This is a genomic window from Streptomyces sp. NPDC086777 (genome assembly GCF_040702065.1).
Taxonomy (GTDB): Bacteria; Actinomycetota; Actinomycetes; order Streptomycetales; family Streptomycetaceae; genus Streptomyces.
This window is the reverse complement of the sequence record NZ_JBFBJI010000009.1, coordinates 255,455-272,957: the sequence shown is the minus strand read 5'-3', so window position 1 is coordinate 272,957 and position 17,503 is coordinate 255,455. Positions and strand designations below refer to the sequence as shown.

Genomic DNA, 17,503 nt, shown 5'->3' with positions numbered 1-17,503 from the left:
CGAGCCGCTGCTCAGGCGCGATCTGCCCGAGCTGGTCGGCGCCGCGGACGCCGCCGGCCTGTACACCCAGCTCGTCACCAGCGGGGACTCCAGCGACCGCGGGGAGCCGGACTCAGGCGGCCGAGGGGGCGGGGCTCGGGCGGCCGCGGGGAGCCGGACTCAGGCGGCCGAGGCGCCGGACTCCAGCGACCGCGGGGAGCCGGACTCGGGCGGCCGAGGGGGCGGGGCTCGGGCGGCCGAGGCGCCAGACTCCAGCGACCGCGGGGAGCCGGACTCCGGCGGCCGAGGGGGGCCGGAGTTGGGCGGCCGAGGCGCCGGAATCCGGCGGTCGCGGGGAGCCGGGCTCGCAGGGGACGGCAGCGGCCGGGGGGCCGGGGCGCCGGGCTCGCAGGGGACGGCGGCGCCCGGCGCCGGGGAGTCGTCAGGACTCCCCGGCGCCGGGTGTTCCCCCGCAACCCCCGTGTGCGGTGGTCTCTCGGGCGGTCGCGGTCAGTCGGTCGCGATCGCGTTCAGGACGTTCATGCGGCCCGCGCGGAACGCCGGGATCAGGGCGGCGAACAGGCCCACGAAGGCCGAGCCGACGAAGACCCCGATGATCGTCGGCCAGGGGATCTCCAGGACCTTCAGGCCCTGCAGGGCGAGCAGCTTCTGGGCGGTGGCGCCCCAGCCCATGCCCAGACCGAGGCCGAGCAGGGCACCGAAGAGGGCGATCACCACGGACTCCATGCGGATCATGCGGCGCAGCTGGCGGCGGGAGAGGCCGATGGCCCGCATCAGGCCGATCTCCCTCGTCCGCTCGACCACCGAGAGGGCCAGGGTGTTCACGACGCCGAGGACCGCGACGATGATCGCGAGGGCGAGCAGGCCGTAGATCAGGTTCAGCAGCTGGCCGATCTGGTCCTTGAGCGCCTTCTTGTAGTCGGTCTGGTCGCGCACGGTGTACTGCGGGTAGTCGTGCAGCGCGGACTTGAGCGACTTGTACGCGGCGGCCTGCTGCCCGTCCCTGGCGGTGGCGAAGACCAGGTCGTCGAGGGGCATCTTGGCGGCCGGCACGTACTTGGCGAGCGTGGCGATGTTCGTGTACTTGGAGCCGGCGTCGATGAGGCCGTCGCTGCTGGTGATGGCCCGGACCGTGAGGTGGGCGGTGCGGCCGTCCTTGAACCCGACGGTGATCTTCGAGCCGAGGTGGATGTGGTGGGCCGTGGCGAACTTGTCGTACACGGACATCGAGTCGGGCAGGTAGGCGTCCTTGAGGTCGCCGGCGACGGTCTTGGTGCGCAGGTCGGTCGCGTAGGTGGGGTCGGCCGCCGTGATGTCGGTGTCCTTGAGGGTCTTGCCGTCGGGCGTGGTGTAGTCGGCGGTGGTGGTGCGGTACTCGGTGACGCGGGCGAGTCCGGGGACGTCCTTGACGGCCTTGACCGCCTGCGGGGTGATCCGCTGGCCGCTGTCGGACTGGATGATGAAGTCCGTGCCGACGGTCTTGTCGAGCTGGTCGGAGGCGGAGGCGACCATGGAGGAGCCGACCACCGAGAGGCAGGCGACCAGCGCCAGTCCGATCATCAGGGCGGCACCGGTGGCGCCGGTGCGGCGCGGGTTGCGCAGCGCGTTGCGCTCGGCCATGCGGCCGACGGGGCCGAACATCCGCAGCAGGACGGCGCCGAGGACCCGGACGACGCCGCCGGCGAGCAGCGGGCCGATGACGACGAACCCGAGGAGGGAGAGGACGATGCCGAGGCCGAGCCAGGCCGAGCCCTCCTTGGCCTTGTCGGCGGCGGAGGCCAGGTAGAGGCCGTAGCCGCCCGCGCCGGTCAGCACGAGGCCGATCAGGGCGCGTATGCGGCCCGCCCTGGCGTCGGCGGGGGCACCCGCGTCGCGCAGCGCGGCCATCGGGGAGACCTTGCCGGCGCGGCGCGCGGGCAGGTAGGCGGCGAGGACGGTGACGACGACGCCGAGGACCAGGCCGAGCACCGGGGTCGTCCAGGCGACCGTCAGGTCGCTGGTCGACAGGTGCATGCCCATGGAGCCCATGAGCTTCATCAGGCCGACCGCGATGCCGACGCCCGCGCCGACGCCCAGGACCGAGCCGACCACACCGAGCAGCAGGGCCTCGACGAGCACGGACCCGTTGACCTGGCGGCGGCCGGCGCCGATGGCCCGCATCAGGCCGATCTCGCGGGTGCGCTGGGCGACCAGCATCGAGAAGGTGTTGATGATCAGGAAGATGCCGACCAGGAAGGCGATCCCGGCGAAGCCGAGCATCGCGTACTTCATGACGTCCAGGAAGCTCTCGACGTCCTTCTGGTTGGCGTCGGCGGTCTCCTTGGCGGTCTGCACCTTGTAGGCGGTGCCGAGTTCGCCGACGACGTTCTTCTTCAGCTGCGCGTCCGTCACGCCCGGCGCGGCCGTCACGTTGATGTTCGTGAAGACGCCGGTCCGCCCGACGAGCGTCTGCTGGGCGGTCCTCGTGTCCAGGTAGAAGATCGCGGCACCGGGGTTGGTGACGGTGAAGTCGGCGATGCCGGAGATCTTCGCGGTGTGCGTGCCGACCGCGTTGATCACGCCGATCTCGTCGCCCAGCTTCAGGTGGTGCTTGTCGGCGGTGTCGGCGTCCACCATGACCTGGCCGGAGTTCCGCGGCGCCGCACCGGAGGTGATCTTCATGGTGCGGGCGTCGTTGGAGTTCCAGCTGCCGACGATGGTCGGCGCGCCGCTGGACGGGGACAGGCTGTCCTTCTCGGCGTCCACGACGGTCACGGAGGTCGAGAAGACCGTGCCCTCCGCCGCCTTGACGCCGGTCGCGGCGCGGACCTTGCCGACCACCGCGGCCGGCATGACCGGCGGCCTGCCGTTGTCGGAGGTGGTCTCACCGGTGTCGGAGGCACCCTTGGCGCTGACCGTCACGTCGGACGAGGTGGCCGCGAACAGCTTGTCGAAGGTCGTGTTCATGGTGTCGGTGAACACCAGCGTGCCGCACACGAACGCCACCGACAGCAGGACGGCGACCGCGGAGAGGGCCATGCGCCCCTTGTGCGCGAAGAAGTTGCGCATCGAGGTCTTCAGGACGGTCATGACGTACGCCCCCGCGCGTCGAAGTCCTTCATGCGGTCCAGGACGGTCTCCGCGGTCGGCTTGAACATCTCGTCGACGATCCGGCCGTCGGCGAGGTAGAGCACGCGGTCCGCGTAGGAGGCGGCGACCGGGTCGTGCGTGACCATCACGATCGTCTGGCCCAGGTCGTCGACGGAGCTGCGCAGGAAGCCGAGGACCTCCGCGCCCGCCCGGGAGTCCAGGTTTCCGGTCGGCTCGTCGCCGAAGATGATCTCCGGGCGGGCGGCGAGGGCGCGCGCCACGGCCACGCGCTGCTGCTGGCCGCCCGAGAGCTGGGTGGGGCGGTGCTTGAGCCGGTCCGCGAGCCCCACGGTGTCGACCACGCGCCGCAGCCACTCCTTGTCGGGCCTGCGCCCGGCGATGTCCATGGGCAGCGTGATGTTCTCCAACGCGTTCAGCGTCGGCAGCAGGTTGAACGCCTGGAAGATGAAGCCGATCCGGTCGCGGCGCAGCTGTGTGAGCTTCTTGTCCTTCAGGCCGGTGATCTCGGTCTCGTCCAGGTAGATCTGACCGCTCGTCACGGTGTCGAGCCCGGCGAGGCAGTGCATCAGGGTGGACTTCCCGGACCCCGAGGGGCCCATGATCGCGGTGAACTGCCCGCGCATGATGTCCACGTCGACGTGGTCCAGGGCGACGACGCGGGTCTCCCCGGCTCCGTACGCCTTGACGACCTGCCGCGCCCGCGCGGCAACGGCCGTACGCCCTCCAGTACCCCCGTGCCTGGGAATGGTCACAGCCGATGTCACGGTATGTCTCCTAAGTCGGTCAGCGAACGAACAGCCCTGTGCTGCGCGTTGCTGTGCGGTGGTCGGTACGACGACGAGTCTGGCGGCCGGCGGGGCTGCTCCGCGCTGGTGCGGAGCCCCGTCTTGCCCGGGGGAAAACCCCACCCCCGCCGGTTCGGTCAACCGCCCCCCGGCGGTGTAAAGCCAGGTTAAGGACGGACCGGGTGCCGTCTCCTCCTCCGGCGGTACGAACCCTCCCCGAGCCGTAGTACGGAGAACCCCCTAGGGGACGTCCACCGCCGGGTGGAGCCCGTCTCGGGGTCGGCCTCCACCCACCGCCCCAGGCAGCGTCCACCCTCCCGCCGCGTGAGGGTCAAGCGGCCGCGCCCTCTCACCAGGTGGACGCGGACTCCCGCCGCACGTGGACGGGTGGGAAGCTGTTGTGCGCGACATAGATACATGACGGTGGCACGGGGAGGGGATCCGGCGTGGAGCGGGAGAACGCGGAGACGGAGAAGAAGAAGGAGAAGAGCGAGAACACGGAACCCGCGATACCCGCGGCGGCACGCGGGGCCGGGACGGACCGGCGGGGGGCCGTGGTGGCCGCCCTGATGCTCGCCATGGCGCTGGCGGCGCTCGACTCCACCGTCGTCTCCACCGCCGTACCCCAGATCGTCGGCGACCTCGGCGGCTTCTCGGTCTTCTCCTGGCTCTTCTCCGGCTACCTGCTGGCCGTCACCGTGACGCTGCCGGTGTACGGGAAGCTCTCCGACACCTTCGGCCGCAAGCCGGTGCTGGTCGCGGGCGCCGTGCTGTTCCTGCTGGGATCGCTGCTGTGCGCGGCCGCGTGGAACATGGCCGCGCTGATCGCGTTCCGGATCGTGCAGGGCCTGGGCGGCGGGGCGCTGCAGGGCACCGTGCAGACCCTCGCCGCCGACCTCTACCCGCTCAAGGACCGCCCGAAGATCCAGTCGAAGCTGTCCACGGTGTGGGCGGTGTCCGCGGTGGCCGGGCCGGGACTCGGCGGGGTGCTGGCCGCGTACGCGGACTGGCGGTGGATCTTCCTCGTCAACCTGCCGATCGGCGCGGCGGCGCTCTGGCTGATAGTGCGGCACCTCCACGAGCCGAAGCGCGCGCCGCGCACGCCCCCGCGGGTGGACTGGGCGGGTGCGCTGGCGGTCTTCGCGTGCGGTGGCGTGCTGCTGACGGCGCTCGTGCAGGGCGGGGTGGCGTGGGCGTGGTGGTCCGCGCCGTCGTGCGCGCTGTTCGCCACCGGGCTCGCGCTGGTGGGGTTCGTGGTGTGGACCGAGCGCCGGGCGTCCGAGCCGATCATCCCGGGGTGGGTGTGGCGGCGCCGCACGATCGCGGCCGTCAACCTCGCGCTCGGCGCGCTGGGCCTGCTGATGGTGGCGCCGACGGTGTTCCTGCCGACGTACGCGCAGTCGGTGCTGGGCCTCGCGCCGGTGGCCGCCGGGTTCGTGCTGTCGGTGTGGACGCTGAGCTGGCCGGTCTCCGCGGCCCTCAGCCAGCACGTGTACCGGCGGATCGGCTTCCGCGACACCGCGCTGCTCGGCATCGGCGCGGCCGCGCTGATCCTGTTCGCGTTCCCGTTCCTGCCCTATCCGGGGTCGGCCTGGCAGCCGACGCTGCTCATGCTCCTGCTCGGCGCCGCGCTGGGCCTGTTCCAGCTGCCGCTGCTGGTGGGCGTGCAGTCGACGGTGGGCTGGGCGGAGCGGGGCACCACCACCGCGTCGGTGCTGTTCTGCCGGCAGACCGGTCAGACGATCGGGGCGTCGGTGTTCGGCGCGGTCGCCAACGGGGTGCTGGCGACCCGGCTGGGCGGCGCGGGCGATCTCGACTCCGTCACGCGCGCGCTGGACGACGGCACGGTCCCCGAGGCCACCCGGCACGCCGTCGCGGACGCGGTCCACGCCGTGTACTTCGGGGCGGCATGCGCGGCCGCACTGGCGTTCGTGGTGCTCCTGTCGGTGGCACCGCGACGCTTCCCGGTCCTCAAGGAATGACTCCCGTCCCGGAGTTAACGCGGGTAACACCCGAGGTCAGACACGTTCGAGTGCAGTAAGCGCGTACCGGCGGGGCAGTTGCAGAAAATACCCGCACGCCCCGGATACCTGCGAGTAACGTGCGTCCCCCGCTCCCTCCTCTCCCTGCGGTCCGCCGCCACGGACCCGAGCCACGCAAGGAGCACCGGGATGACCCACGACCTTTCCGACCCAGCCGACCCACCCGACCCAGCCGCCCCTTCCGGCCCTTCGGGTCCCACCCCGCGCGAGCCGTCGCACCTCACCTACCCCTGGCGGCCGCTGCCGCCCGAGCCGCCGAGACCGCGCCACATGCCGCGCCGGGAGCCGGTCGGCCACTACAGCGACCTGCGGGTGCTGCGCGGCGCCTACCGCCTCCGACGGCGCGCCGCGACGCTCACCGCGCTCGGCTACTTCACCGTGTTCCTGGTGCTGTCGGCGTTCGCCCCGGGCCTGATGACGAGCACGGTCGCCGACGGCGTACCCACGGGCCTGTTCCTCGCCCTGCTCCAGCTTCCCGTCACCTGGCTGGCGATCGCCCGCTACGAGCACTCCGCGCGCCGCCACGTCGACCCGCTCGCCGACCGCATCCGCCGCACCGCCGAACTGGACGCCAGGCGCGGGGCCGTGCGGTGACCGGCTTCAGCGGTTCCGCCCAGTCCATGTCGCTGGTCGCCTTCACCGTCGTCGCGACGCTCACCCTCCTGCTGTGCGTGATGACCGGCCCGGACCGCGACGACCTGGACGAGTTCTACACCGGCTACGGCTCCCTCTCCCCGCTCCGCAACGGCCTGGCGATCGCCGGCGACTACATCTCCGGGGCCGGCGTCCTCGCCACCGGCGGCGTGATCGCCCTGTGCGGCTACGACGGCGTGGTCCTCGCCCTCAGCACGGCCCTGTCACTGCTGCTGCTGATGTTCCTGCTGGCCGAACCGCTGCGCAACGCGGGCCGGTTCACCATGGGCGACGCGCTGGCCCGCCGGATGCCCGGCCGCAGCGTACGGATCGCGGCCTGCGCGGTGACCGTCGCCGCCCTGCTGCCGCTGATGCTGGTCCAGCTGGCCGGCGCCGGACAGCTGATGGCCTTCGTCCTCGGCTTCTCCAACGGGACCGTGCAGACCGGCTGTGTCGTCGGCCTCGGCGCCCTGATGATCAGCTACGCGGCCATCGGCGGCATGAAGGGCACCGCCCTCATCCAGATCCTGAAGATCGTGATGCTGCTCGGTTCCGGCACCGTGGTCGCCCTGCTGGTCCTGCAGCGCTTCGGCTGGGACCCCGGCGCCCTGCTCGCCGCCGCCGCCCGGGGCAGCGGCTCCGGAACCGCGTACCTGCGCTCCGGCCTCGAGTTCAGCGGCGGTCCCGCCCCCCGTCTGGACATGATCAGCTCGGAGCTCACCGTCGTCCTCGGCGGCGCCTGCCTGCCGCACATCACCATGCGCATGTACACCGCCTCCAGCGCCCGCCAGGTCCGCCGCTCGATGTCCTGGGCGGTGTCCTGCGTGGCCCTGTTCGTGCTGGTCGTCAGTGTCGTCGGCTTCGGCGCCACCGCCCTGGTCGGCCGCGCCGCCGTCACCGCCGGCGACCCGCAGGGCAACACCGCCTACCTGCTGGGCTCCCGCGCGGCCTTCGGCACCGACGTCTCGGCGGCGGAGACCCTGCTCTTCACCACGGTCACCACGGCGATCTTCCTGACCCTGCTCGCCTCCGTCGCCGGCATGATCCTCGCCTGCGCCAACTCCCTGGCCCACGACGTCTTCGCGACCCGCGTCCGAGAGATGCCGGCCCGCCGCGAGATGACCCTGGCCCGCGTCTCCGCGCTCGCCACAGGAGTCCCCACGATCCTGCTGGCGACCCTGGTCCAGCACCACAGCCTGCAGCCCCTGATCACCCTCTCCTTCTGCATCGGCGCCTCCGCCCTCGCCCCCGCCCTGGTCTACGGCCTCTTCTGGCGCCGCTACACCCGCACCGGCCTGCTGTGCACCCTGCTCGGCGGCACCCTCACCGTGCTGCTCCTGATGCCCGGAACCAACCTGGTCTCGGGTTCGCCGGGCGCCGCCTTCCCGCACGCCGACTTCAACTGGTTCCCCTTCACCACCACCGGCCTCGTCTCCATCCCGGCCGGGTTCTTCCTGGGCTGGCTGGGGACGGTGGCCTCCGGCCGGCGCAGGGCCGCGGAACAGCGGCGGCAGTACGAGGCGGTGGAGGGGTGGATCCTGGCGGGGGCGGTACGCAGGGGCGACTGAGGGCGCGGGCGTACGGCCGGGGGTGCGGCGGGGGGGGTGCGGCAGGGGGGCGTGGCAGGGGGCGCTATTCCGCCGCCGCGCGCCCCGTCAGGGTCATGAGGCTGTCCCGCATGTGGTCCATGTGCGCCTGCACGTCGTCCCAGGTCTCGCCGTGCTCACGCAGCACCCGCTCGGTCTCCCGCGCGATGTGCTCCTCGCGGACCTTGGCGTCCGCGAGGATCTCGTCGGCCCGCGCCTGTGCCTCCTCCTCGGAGCGGCGCGCCGACTCCCCGGCCTCCTCCAGGGCCCGCTCCGCCTCCGCCAGGGCGGCCTCGGCGCGCGCGATGCGTTCGGCGTTGTGGGCGTCGACCGCGGCGGCGCGCGCGGCCTCCTCGCGCTCCTCCTCGGCCCAGCGCTCGGCGTGCTCCTTGGCCTGGTCGGCGAGCATCCCGGTGGTGCGCTGCCGTACCTCACGCAGCGCCGAAAGAGCCTCGCCCCGCTGCTCCTTGACCTCCAGACGGGCGCTGATGCGGATGTCGTCCGCCTCCGCGCTCGCGGCGAGCAGCACCTGGCGGGCGCGCTCCTCGGTGTCGGCACGGAGCGCGTCGGCCCGCTCCCGCACCGCGTCGCACTCGCCGTCGGCGCGCGCCGCAGCCTCCACGACCCCCTCCGTCAGCTCGCGCCGGGCGCCCTCGCGCAGGGTCTTCGCCTCTTCCAGCACGAGCCGGAAGATCCGGTGCGCGCGGTCCCCGAGCGCCTCGTACGTCTGCGGCGGAAGCTCCTCGACCGCGGTCCGCAGTTGCTCGGCCTCCGCCTCCATCTCCTTGGCGAGCACGGTGAGCCGCGCGGCACGCTCCCACGCCGCGTCCCGGTCCTCGCCGAGCTCCGCCATGAACGCCTCTACCTGGTCGGGGCAGTAGCCACGCCCCCGGACGGTCACGAACTCGTACGGCGACATCGATGCGCTGCTCACCTGGAACCCCTCTCCGCCGGACCCGCACGAAATGATGATTTCGCGGATATCTTGATGGATCGGACGTAAGTGTTCATAACGCGACACTCCGCATGCCGCGCCGGAAACACCGCGCGCCCCACCGGGGAGAGAGGGGCGCGTCAGGGGGCGCGAAGACTCAGCCGCGCGCCCTTCGGTAGCGGGTCAGCACCGTCGCGCCCCCGCGTTCCACGGACCGGCACTCCAGTTCGGCGGCCGGGCCGCCGGCCGGGAAGAGCGGCCGGCCGGTGCCGAGGACGGTGGGGAAGGTCAGCAGCCGGTACTCGTCGACCAGGTCCGCCTCCGCCAGGGCATGGACGACCCCGATGCTGCCCATGACGATCACGTCCCGCCGCTCGGTCCTGACGGCGTCCAGGAGATCCCCGTCGAGGAGACGGGAGTTCGCCCACGCGGACAGGTCGGGTGCGTCGGACGGGGTGCGGGAGGCGACCAGCTTCGGTGCGGCGTTCAGGCGCGCGGAGAAGGGGTCGTCGCGGCCGGGCCACACACGGGCGAAGGCCTGCCAGGTGGCACGCCCCAGCAGGACGACCCCCTCGTCCAGGGCGCGGCCCAGACCGAACCTGTCCCCGGCGATCTCCTCCCGGCCGAACCGGAAGATCCAGCCGCCGTACGGCGTGCCCCCGGAGCCGTCGGGGTCGGACACGATCCCGTCCAGGGTGGTGAACTCGATGACGACAACGCTCATGACGGTTGTCCCTTCGCTCGGTGGTCACCGGTACATACCGGCGGCACCGGCCCGGCTCATCGCCGCGTCGGACCTTTCTTCCGACGGCTCTCAGCCGGCGGCGGAGGGCTGCGCCGGCGCGCACGCCGCCAGCACGCGCGGGTCGGTGAACACCACGTTGCGCGCGATCAGGCCGTCGCCGGTGACCGTGAGGACCTGCACGGAGTGCAGCCGGTACCCGCCCTCCGGCCCGGGGGTGTACGCGGCGAGCGCGGGCTGTCCGCCCGCGGTGAGGGAGCGCACCCGCCAGCCGGTGCCACGGAGCCGGAACACCCGCTCCATGAACAGGCCGTAGTCGCCGCGGCCCCGGTACCACAGCGGCACCGGCGGCATTTCCAGCACCGCGTCGTCGGTGAGCAGCCGCACCAGCGCCGGCACGTCGGCCGCCTCGAACGCCCGCTGGTACCTCAGGACCGCCGCCCGCACCGCCGGATCGTCGGGCTCGCTCACCTCGTCCGCATCGGCCGCCCCCACGAGCCCGGCACGCGCCCGCTGCAGCGCGCTGTTCACGGCCGGCACCGAGGTCTCCAGCTGGTCGGCGACCTCGGCGGCGCTGAACTCCAGCACCTCACGCAGCACCAGCACCGCCCGCTGCCGAGCGGGCAGCAGTTGCATCGCCGCCACCAGCGCGAGCCGCAGATCCGCCCGCGCCTCCACGTCGAAACGCGCGTCCGGGAAGGGCTCCAGCCACGGCACGTCGAACGACGGTGTGAGCGGCGCCTCCGGGTCCGTACCGGGCGCCCCGAGCCCCGACGGCAACGGCCGCCGCCCGCGCCCCTGAAGCGCCGTCAGGCACACGTTCGTCGCGATCCGGTACAGCCAGGTCCGCACCGAGGCCCGCGCGGGGTCGTAGCGCTCACGCGCCTTCCAGGCCCGCAGCATGGTCTCCTGCACCAGGTCCTCGGCCTCGTGGAACGAGCCCAGCATCCGATAGCAGTACGCGACCAACTCGCCCCGGTACGGCTCGAAGTCCATCCGCCCATCATGCCCGCCCGGTAGGACAGCGGGGCACGCGCACGTGGGGGCCGGCCCGGCCTCCCGGCCCGACCGGCCCCCGTGCGGCCGTCCTGCCCGCGCGCTACAGCAGGCCGTCCCACATCTGCTCCAGCAGCACCGACCACCAGCTCTCCGGCGAGCCGAGCGCCGCCGGGTCCAGGGAGGCCAGCTGGGCCTGGAAGTCGACGGTCCAGCGGCCCGCCTGCTCCTGGTTCAGGCCGAACCTGAGCCGCCACATCCGGCCCAGCAGCGCCAGGCAGCGGGCGAACTCCGGCAGACCCGTGTTCACGAACTGCGGCGGCACCGACGCCCCGCCCGGCCCCGCCTCCACGGGCACGGCCACGATGTTCGCGGTGCCGTACTGCACGCAGACCGCCTTGCCGAAGTCGGTCCCCATCACGAGGTACGACGCCGCGTCCGGCGCCGGCTGCAACCCGCGCTCCTGCGCCAGCTCCGCCAGCGTCGGCACCGGCCGGCCCGGCTGCGCCTGCGCCCAGAAGAACGGCCCCATGTCCAGCGGCAGCCCCGCCGCCACCAGCGTGTGCGCGACGATCGGCGGCACGCCCTGGCGCGACACCGCCGCCTGCTCGAACCGGAACACGCCGGGACCGAACGCCGCCGCCAGCTCCTGCGCGACCGCCTCCGGCGGGATCGGCGGCGCCGCCTGCACCTGCGGCAACGGCGCCCGCACCGGCGCGGGCCGCGCGGGACCCGCCGCCACCTGGTGCAACTCGCCCTGATGCGCCAGCAACTGCCGCATCCCCTGCTGCCGGCTCGCGTGATCCGTCCCGTACGGCGCGATGCTCGCCAGCCGCGCCTGCGGCCACTGCTCCCGGATCATCCGCGCGCAGTACGCACCCGGCAGCTCGCACGGCTCCAGCTCCGTGTGCAGCTCCAGCACCTGGTCCGGCGGCACGTTCATGGCCCGCAGCTCGTGGAAGATCTGCCACTCCGGGTGCGGCGTGCCCGGCGCGGACCGCCGGATCAGCTGCTGCTCCGAACCGTCCTGCGCCCGGTAGCGCAGCACCGCCTGGTATCCCGGCCCGACCGTCGGCTGCCCCTGCTGCGGGTAGCCGTACGCCGGCGGCTGCTGCCCCGGCACGGGCTGACCCGGCACGGGCTGACCCGGTACAGGCTGCCCCGGCACGGGCTGGCCGGGCGGTGGCATCGCGCCGGCCGGCATCGGCGGCGGCATCGGCGGAGCGCCCGGCGGCCTGCCAGGGGCCGGCGGAGCGCCCACCGGAGGCGCGGCCAGCACTGTCTCGGCGTGGTGGACCGCCGCGCCGCCCGCCCCACCGGCAGAACCCCGCGCGGGAGGCGTGACGGGAGCGCCCGGAGGCTGCGACGCGCCGGGGGCGAAGGGGGCGCCAGGGGCGCCCGGAGGCTGCTGCGCGCCCTCGCCCGTCCCGCTCGGGTCGGCCAGCATCGTCGCCGCACGATGAACGTCACCCGGCGGCGGGCCGGCCGGAGTACCCGGCACACCGGGCGGGTTGGGGACGCCCGGCGGGGTCTGCGCGCCCGGCGGGGTCTGTCCCGGGCCCCCGGGACCCTGGGGCCCCGCCGCCGACACCATCTGCGTCGGCGCATAGCCCCCCGCGGGCTGCTGAGGTCCGCTGCCGAGCTGGACCCCCGGCGCTCCCGGTACGCCCGGCGGCGGAGGCGGCGCACCGGCCCCGCCACGCGCCCTGCGCGGAGGAGGCGCGGCCCGGCTCGTCGCGGCATCCGCTATGTCACTGGCGTTCGGCGCGAGCGGCTGCCCCGGAGCGGCCGGCGCCTGCGGGTAACCGTACGAGGACGCGGGCGGCGTCGCGGGCGGCCTGGCGGGCGCCTGCCGGTCCGACGGCGCACCCGGCGGGGGCGTCCCGGGAGCCGCCGGCCCCTGCGGGTAGCCGTACGACGGGGCATCCCGCTCGGGCGGCGGAGGTGTGCTGCCCTGCGGCACACCGCCCGGCGCACCCGGGGCACCCGGCGCACCCGGGACGCCCCGCGCACCCGCCTCGTCGAGCGCCGGGTTCACCGCGGTGCGCGGCAGTTGGCTGCCGCCCGCCATCAGGGCCGTCTCGGCCTCTCCCAGCGCACCGTCGTCGGCATCGCTCAGCGGCGGTGCGAACACCGTCGCGGGCAACGGCACGGAACGGTCCTCTCCGGCGTCGGCGTTGGTGTCGGTACCGGCCCAGGGAGTCGGACCGGAAGCCGCCGGCACCCCCGCCTGCGTCTCGGCGAGCCCGATGGGAACTGACCCGGAGCCAGGAACCGGACCCGCACCCGCACCCGCACCCGCACCCGCACCCGCACCCGCACCCGCACCCGCCGACGCTCCGTCAGCCCCCGGCCGCCGATCCGGAATACCCAGCTTGTCCGCCGCCTCCTGGAGCCACTCCGGCGGACTCAACAGGAACGACGTCTGGTTCAGGTCCACCCGCGCCGCGGGCGCCGGCACCGCGTCGGCGATCTCCGCCTCACGGCCGTACTCCTCCTCGTACCGGCGGATCACCTCGCCCACCGGCAGCGCGGGCCACAGCGTGGCCTCACCGCTGTCACGGGCGACCACCAGCCGCTGCCCGCCCCCGTCCGACCGCGGACCCTCCGCACGGTCCTCGCCCCAGACCACGAACCCGAGACCGAACTCCCGCACCCGCACCTCACGATGCTGGTACGCCGGGACGTCACCGTTGATCCACTCTTCCGCGCGCTCCTGCGCCTGCGCGAACGTCACCATGCCGGACCTCACTCCCCCGAGCCGGCCGAGGACACCGGCACGGCACGCGCGAAACCACCGTCGACCATCAGGTTCGCCACCGTCTCCAACTCCGGCGGGGACCCCGCCAGCCGCGACAGGAACGCGTCGAAGTCCGCACCGCACGACAGCAGCAGACGCTCCACCCGCTCCGCCGGCGGCCACCCCGGATCCACGTCACGCGCGTCGTCGTACGCGCAGAACCACACCGAACCCAGCCGGTCGCCCTTGACCTTCACCGCCAGCAGACCGCCCTGCACGAAGCCGACGCCCAGGTAGTCCTTGGTGAGATGGTCGCGCAGGCACTTGTTGACGTACACGAGGTCGTTCACCGCCGCCTCGTCGCGGACCGTGAAGAACGGCTGGTCCACCAGCAGTCCGAGACCCGCGTCCAGGGCCGTCCCCACCGGCGCGCAGCCGCCCGCCGCCTTCAGGAACGACCGGTACGCACCCGGCAACCGGTAGCCGAGGTCCTCCTCGACCCCCTGCACCTGCGACTCCGACACCGCCACACCCGACTTCGGCAGCCCGAAGTGCGCCGGCCGCGTCTCCTGCAACGGCCGCGTCCCCCGCTTGTCGTGGTCCACCCGCGCCGTCGCCACCCCACCGTGGTGCCGCAGCAACGCCTTCACCTCGACCGGGACCAGTTCCAGCCGCCGCGACCCCGCCACGTGGTGCCACGTCCAGCCGTGCGGCGTCGCCACCGCCGGCACCGTGTCCCACAGCTCGTGGCCCGAGGCCGCCAGCACCGCGTTCGCGGACACGAAGTCCGTCAGCCGCAACTCGTCGACGCCGAAACCCTCCGGCGGATCGGCGATCTCCGCCGCCGCGCGCGCGTAGGGCGAGAAGTCGGGGTAGCCACGCTCGTCGATCCGTACCCCTCTCGGGTGACGTGCCGCCCGAACCGGATCCGGGAAATGCACGACCTGCCCGGCATAGGCCGCGTTCGGCGGCGCGGCCTGCTGCCCGAGCCGACCTGTCGTCATGACGGTTGCCCCCTGCGGCACTCTGTACGGACCGGTATCACACCCCTGCGGCGCGCCACGGCCCGTATCCGGCTGTCTCTCCCACGTACCAGACGCGTCGACCGCGCCCGTCGCGGTTGGCGACAGCCTATGCGGTACACGAACCCCGGTCACCGGGCCTCCGGTTCCGTGACCAGCCGTCACCCCGCCGTGACAGCCTGCCCGGGCCCGGGCGTGTCGCACCGCCCCAGCTACCGCACCCGCCACAGGATTTGGCAGTCTGTGACTTTCGGGGGGATGCCCGGGAGGGGAAGACGATCATGAACACCACACAGACGGGACCGCACACCGCCATGTCCGGCGCCAACCACGGCGCCACCAACGGCGACCCCCGCATCGGCTGGAGCAGCGACGAAATACCTCCCATCCCCACCCTCCAGCACCGCCGCGACGGCATCCTGCCCACCGTCGCCGCCGCCCTCTCCGTCCGCGGCGCCACCCTCACCGGCACCGCCGCCCGCGGCGACCAGCCGCCCCCGTTGCACCCGCTGGTCCAGGAGTTCCTCGACACCCTGCCCAGCGGACAGCGCGACCGCTTCACCGGCCGCTGCGCCGAGGCCATCCTCATCTCCCGGCACATCAGCACCGCCGACAGCGCCCGCAGCAAACGCGCCGCCCGCAAGCCCATGACCAACGGCGAAGCCCGCAGATCCCTCAAGCAGGCCAAACTCACCGCCCGGCGCATACGCGAGGACGGCGACCCGCTGCACGGCAGCTTCGCCGCCCCCTGCCGGGCCTGCACCGCCCTCACCGCGCACTTCGGCGTCCGCGTCGTCGACCCGACCTCCGACGACTGACACACCCCCGCCTCCACACACCCGCACCCGCACCCGCACAGCAACCAGGACGATCGAAGGGCAGATGCACGCCGACCGCACCACCTCCACACGCTTCTCCGTGCCCGTCGACGCAGCCCTGCGCGCCGCCGGCTGGCAGCCCGGACGCTGGGACATAAAGCAGGCCGAGGTATGGGCCGACACCCTGCGCGACCACGCCTCACCCGCCGGGCACAAGCACGCCGTCTTCCCCGCCGCCGTGGAGGCCTGGGCCGAATTCGGCGGACTGCGGATCAACCCCACCGGCACCGGCCGCCAGATCGCCCCCGCCACCCTGCACCTCGACCCCCTGCACGGCCTCCACCTCGCCCGCACCCTCGGCGACCTCGGCCGCGCCCTCGACACCGAGATCTGCCCCCTCGGCGCCGAGACCGACACCCACTCGCTCCTCGCCATCGACGCCGAAGGCCGCGTCTACACCCTCGACCACACCGGCGACTGGTACGTCGGCCCCGACATCGACCACGGACTGACCACCCTGATCGCGGGCGTCGAACCCCAACGCCTCACCACACAGACCTAGGGCCCTCCGGCGGTCAGGCCGACGGAATCACCGCGGACACCCGGAACCCCCCGGCGTCCGTCGGCCCCGACACGAACACCCCGCCCAGCCCCAGCACCCGCTCACGCATCCCCACCAGACCGTTCCCACCCGACGGCAGCCCCGCGGCCGCCGCGGCCGCCGGCTCCGGCGGCGGCTCGTTCTCCACCTGCATCGCGATCTCCGCCACCCGGTGCGCCAGCCGCACATGCGTCTTCGCACCCGCCGCGTGCTTGTGCGCGTTCGTCAGCGCCTCCTGCACCACCCGGAACGCCGTCTGCTCGATCACCGCCGCGTACGAGCGCGCATCCCCCTCGATCGACAGATCCACCACCATCCCCGCCGCCGCCGACTGCCCCACCAGCACCTCCAGCTCCGACAGCCACGGCCCCTCCTCCTCGGCCGCCACCCGCGAAGCCGCCGCCGCGGCCGCCACACCGACGGCAGCCAGCGGCACCGAAGCCGGGACCGCGGCCGACGCCGCCGAACGCCGCTGCGCCGCCTCCCCCGAGCGCAGCACCCCCAGCATCTCCCGCAGCTCCGTCAACGCCTGGCGCCCCATGTCCCCCACCAGCGCCGCGTTCTTCACCGCCTTCTCCGGATCCTTCCGCGCCACCGCCTGCAACGCCGCCGCGTGCACCACCATCAACGACACCCGGTGCGCCACCACGTCGTGCATCTCCCGCGCGATCCGCGTCCGCTCCTCACCCCGCGCCCACTCCGCGCGCTCCTCGGCCCGCTCCGCGAGCAGCTGGAGCTCCCGCTCCAGACTGTCGGCGCGCTCCCGCAGGCTCTCCATCAGCCGGCGCCGCGCCCCCACGTACAACCCGAGCAGCACCGGAGGCGCCGTCAGCCCCAGCGAGGTCGCCAGCGACGCGAACGGAACGAACCAGTCCCCCAGCGTCAGATCCCCCCGCGCCATGCTCTGCCGCACCCGCACGAACGTCACGATCAACGTCCCCAGGAACGTCATCCCCGCCAGCGCCACGATGATCCGCCGCGGCAGCTCCGCCGCGGCCAGCGTGTACAGGCCGACGATGCCCATCAGGAAACCCATCTGGGCCGGCGTGATCGCGATCGCGACCAGCACCACGGCGATCGGCCACTTCCGGCGCAGCACCAGCACGGAACCGGTCAGCAGACCGAACACGATCCCCACCGACACCGGGACCCCCGCGTCCCGCGCGAACGGGATCCCCTCCGCGGCGCACTCCAGCGCCGACACCAGCGCGAGCCCCACGTCCAGCACCGCGCTACGCCACCGCACCCACCACCACGGCCCTCTCGAGGCCGTCGCGTGGTCTGCCCCCGTCGTGGTCATGGCTCCAGCCTACGGGCGCGGGGGTGGGCTTTTCCGGTGAGTTTCGTCTACTCGCCCGCAGCCACACTCCGTAACCGAACAGCACCGAAATGCACCAATCATTCCGCCCGGACGGTATGTCAGATCCACCCCGCGAGTACGGGACTTCGGGGAACCGCGGGAGCGGGCGGCGGCACCACGGGGTACGAGGCGGAGCCGACTTGTACCGTCGCAT

General features: G+C 73.4%; 13 protein-coding genes. 5 read left to right on the top strand and 8 right to left on the bottom strand.

The genetic code is table 11. The annotated features are described in order from the left end of the window. Window positions 1-489 precede the first annotated feature (489 nt). Together AB0472_RS16010 and AB0472_RS16005 are read right to left on the bottom strand one after the other, a co-directional pair. A complete protein-coding gene (locus tag AB0472_RS16010) occupies window positions 490-3,069 on the bottom strand; it encodes an ABC transporter permease (RefSeq protein ID WP_366356957.1) in 2,580 nt (859 codons plus the stop codon). Continuing rightward, on the bottom strand, window positions 3,066-3,854 hold the full coding sequence (locus AB0472_RS16005) for an ABC transporter ATP-binding protein (RefSeq protein ID WP_294004041.1): 789 nt from the start codon (window positions 3,852-3,854) through the stop codon (window positions 3,066-3,068). The genes AB0472_RS16010 and AB0472_RS16005 overlap by 4 nt, the downstream gene beginning before the upstream one ends. A 530-nt stretch (window positions 3,855-4,384) precedes the next feature. On the opposite strand from AB0472_RS16005, the gene AB0472_RS16000 reads away from it, so the two are divergent. The 3 genes from AB0472_RS16000 (at window position 4,385) to AB0472_RS15990 (ending at window position 8,118) form a co-directional block, all read left to right on the top strand. Further along, on the top strand, window positions 4,385-5,857 hold the full coding sequence (locus AB0472_RS16000) for an MFS transporter (protein ID WP_366356979.1): 1,473 nt from the start codon (window positions 4,385-4,387) through the stop codon (window positions 5,855-5,857). A gap of 189 nt (window positions 5,858-6,046) precedes the next feature. Then, complete coding sequence (locus AB0472_RS15995; RefSeq protein WP_366356955.1) at window positions 6,047-6,511, top strand: DUF485 domain-containing protein; 465 nt, start codon at window positions 6,047-6,049, stop codon at window positions 6,509-6,511. Further along, the gene (locus AB0472_RS15990) at window positions 6,508-8,118 is read left to right on the top strand and encodes a cation acetate symporter (protein ID WP_366356953.1); all 1,611 of its coding nucleotides are present in this window, start codon (window positions 6,508-6,510) and stop codon (window positions 8,116-8,118) included. Before AB0472_RS15995 ends, AB0472_RS15990 begins: the two co-directional genes overlap by 4 nt. A gap of 64 nt (window positions 8,119-8,182) precedes the next feature. On the opposite strand, the gene AB0472_RS15985 is transcribed toward AB0472_RS15990, so the two are convergent. From AB0472_RS15985 to AB0472_RS15965, 5 genes are all read right to left on the bottom strand, one after another. After that, window positions 8,183-9,055, bottom strand: coding sequence for a cellulose-binding protein (locus AB0472_RS15985; RefSeq protein WP_366356977.1), 873 nt, complete (start codon window positions 9,053-9,055; stop codon window positions 8,183-8,185). A 172-nt stretch (window positions 9,056-9,227) separates the two neighbouring features. Then, a complete protein-coding gene (locus AB0472_RS15980; protein ID WP_366356951.1) occupies window positions 9,228-9,794 on the bottom strand; it encodes a dihydrofolate reductase family protein in 567 nt (188 codons plus the stop codon). A gap of 90 nt (window positions 9,795-9,884) precedes the next feature. Continuing rightward, a complete protein-coding gene (locus tag AB0472_RS15975; RefSeq protein ID WP_366356949.1) occupies window positions 9,885-10,808 on the bottom strand; it encodes a sigma-70 family RNA polymerase sigma factor in 924 nt (307 codons plus the stop codon). Window positions 10,809-10,911: 103 nt separating this feature from the next. Continuing rightward, on the bottom strand, window positions 10,912-13,548 hold the full coding sequence (locus AB0472_RS15970) for an SUKH-4 family immunity protein (RefSeq protein WP_366356948.1): 2,637 nt from the start codon (window positions 13,546-13,548) through the stop codon (window positions 10,912-10,914). Between the two features lie 8 nt (window positions 13,549-13,556). Then, the gene (locus AB0472_RS15965) at window positions 13,557-14,552 is read right to left on the bottom strand and encodes an SMI1/KNR4 family protein (RefSeq protein ID WP_366356946.1); all 996 of its coding nucleotides are present in this window, start codon (window positions 14,550-14,552) and stop codon (window positions 13,557-13,559) included. A gap of 299 nt (window positions 14,553-14,851) precedes the next feature. On the opposite strand from AB0472_RS15965, the gene AB0472_RS15960 reads away from it, so the two are divergent. After that, complete coding sequence (locus tag AB0472_RS15960) at window positions 14,852-15,388, top strand: YwqJ-related putative deaminase (RefSeq protein WP_366356945.1); 537 nt, start codon at window positions 14,852-14,854, stop codon at window positions 15,386-15,388. A gap of 64 nt (window positions 15,389-15,452) precedes the next feature. Further along, window positions 15,453-15,950 carry an SUKH-3 domain-containing protein gene (locus AB0472_RS15955; RefSeq protein WP_366356943.1) on the top strand — a complete coding sequence of 166 codons (498 nt, stop codon included), beginning with the start codon at window positions 15,453-15,455 and terminating at the stop codon, window positions 15,948-15,950. Between the two features lie 13 nt (window positions 15,951-15,963). On the opposite strand, the gene AB0472_RS15950 is transcribed toward AB0472_RS15955, so the two are convergent. After that, entirely contained in the window at window positions 15,964-17,289 is a 1,326-nt protein-coding gene (locus tag AB0472_RS15950) for a histidine kinase (protein ID WP_366356941.1), read from the bottom strand. Window positions 17,290-17,503 lie beyond the last annotated feature (214 nt).